Source organism: Flavobacterium sp. RHBU_3 (assembly GCF_046613565.1).
Classification (GTDB): Bacteria; Bacteroidota; Bacteroidia; order Flavobacteriales; family Flavobacteriaceae; genus Flavobacterium.
The window spans coordinates 1-1,873 of sequence record NZ_JBKJHC010000032.1 but is presented as its reverse complement, the minus strand read 5'-3'; the positions used below and the strand labels follow the sequence as shown (position 1 = coordinate 1,873).

The 1,873-nt window shown below is 43.8% G+C and carries 1 protein-coding gene; it reads right to left on the bottom strand.

Going from position 1 to position 1,873, the window contains the following annotated elements; translation table 11 throughout:
- A partial coding sequence (locus tag ACLI1A_RS19505; protein ID WP_411410373.1) for a GEVED domain-containing protein occupies positions 1-1,873 on the bottom strand: 1,873 nt, incomplete at both ends.

The following is a 1,873-nucleotide window of genomic DNA, read 5'->3' as shown; positions in this document are numbered from 1 at the left end:
CACAGCAGTTATACGGTGCGTAGAGTCACAGTTACTGTATGTAGGTGTACAATATGTAGTGTAGAAACTGCTGCCTCCTGTCCATGGGCTGGTTTCGCTACCACAGTTAGAACGTACCCAGTAATAGTAGGTAGTTTCTGTTGTAAGGCCTGTAACGTTAACGGTTGTAATTCCTGCACCTACAGAACCTGAAGGGGTAGTGCCGCTTGTAGGAGCAGTAGATGAAGTACTTACATAGTACTGGTAACCATCAGACGGCGCACTTGTAGGGGCTGTCCAGCTAAGTGTTGCGCTTGTAAGGCCCGGTGTAGCAGCAAGGTTGCTTGGGTACATACAAGAAAGATCCGGGGTTACAGTAAGTGTGTAATCTTCAGCTTCGCCGTAAGGACCTGATGTACTAAATGCACATGGGTTAGACGGTGCTGTAGAATAGTAGTCTGCAAATACCCTCATCCTATAGTTACCAGGTGCAGTACCAGCAGGTATGGTAAAGCTGCTACTGTAGCTGCCGTTGTACCCAGAAGACACAAAGCGTTGTTCGCCACTATCGCTAAAGTCGTAGTCGTTATTCCAGTCTACCCAAATAGCTAAGCCATAAGTGCCTGTGCTGAAACTAGCACTGAAGTTGATAGTAGTACCGGCATAGTTAGATACCGACTGAGCAGTATAGTCTCCGTAACCGCTTGTGCTTTGTCCTGTGCCGGTGTTAGTAATGTTAGTAACGCCTCCTGTAGTACTGAAACCAGTAATGTAGTAAGTAGTACTAGAGCTAGAAGGTGTACAGTAACCGGTGTAGAATGAAGCATTGTTCCATACACTGTAATCTCCACCACCACAGCTGCTACGCACATATACGTAATAGGTAGTGTTAAGAGAAACTGTTGTAGTAAAAGAGTTTGTTGTAGTTGTAGTACCGCTTCCGGTAGGTGTGCCGGCAGTAGTAGTAATTACATATTCGTATCCTTCAGGAGTGGTTCCTGATGTAGGAGCCGTCCAGCTAAATGTACCTGTAGTACTGTTGAAAGTAGCTGAAATAGCAGTAGGAGTGAAACATGTAGGAGGGGCAATAACATTTATGGTATAGTCCTCGGTTTCTCCATAGTTTAAGTTACCGCAAGATGAAGCTGTAGTGTTGTAGTAGTAACGAGAGCGTACCCTTAACCTATATGAACCTATCGCAGCTGTAGATGGCACAGTTATAGAGCCAGTGAAAGTTGTAGGGCTTGAAGTACCATAGGTTGTAAAGCTGCTCATAAGCTCACCTGAATCATCAAAATCAAGGTCGCCATTCCAGTCTACCCAAACTTCAGCATAAGTATAAGACTGTACGCCAAGTGAGAAACCAAATGAGTTTCCGCTTGCTACTGTAACGCCTTGTGCAGAATAGTTGTTGTAAGCTGCAGTATATCCGGTAGCATTACTTATGTTGGTTCCAAATACCGATGTAGTTGTAAAGTTGTTTACATAGTAGCTTCCGGTATAGGTTGTTGTAGGTGTACAATATTGCATTGTAAAACTACCAGTTACATAGCCAGAATCACAGTTTCCGTTGTTAGCTTTTACTTTGTAGTAATATGTACTACCAAAAGTAAGTCCTGTTACCGAAAGTGAAGTGTTTGTTATACCAGTTGAAGGGAATCCTGCAACAGGAGTTGTATAAGCTGAGTCTGAGTAAAGTTCAACTGTATATGTTGTAGCAGCAGTAGCTCCGTCACCGACTGAAGAAAGAGTCCAGTTTATGGTGGCTTCAGTACTTGAAGTTGGTGCAGCAGAGGCAGTACCCATTGAAGGACAGTCGCCTATTACCTTACCAGATACAGCAAATATGTTTGCTACCGGAGTAGTACCTGTTGCTGTTGTAGTTACAGTAAAT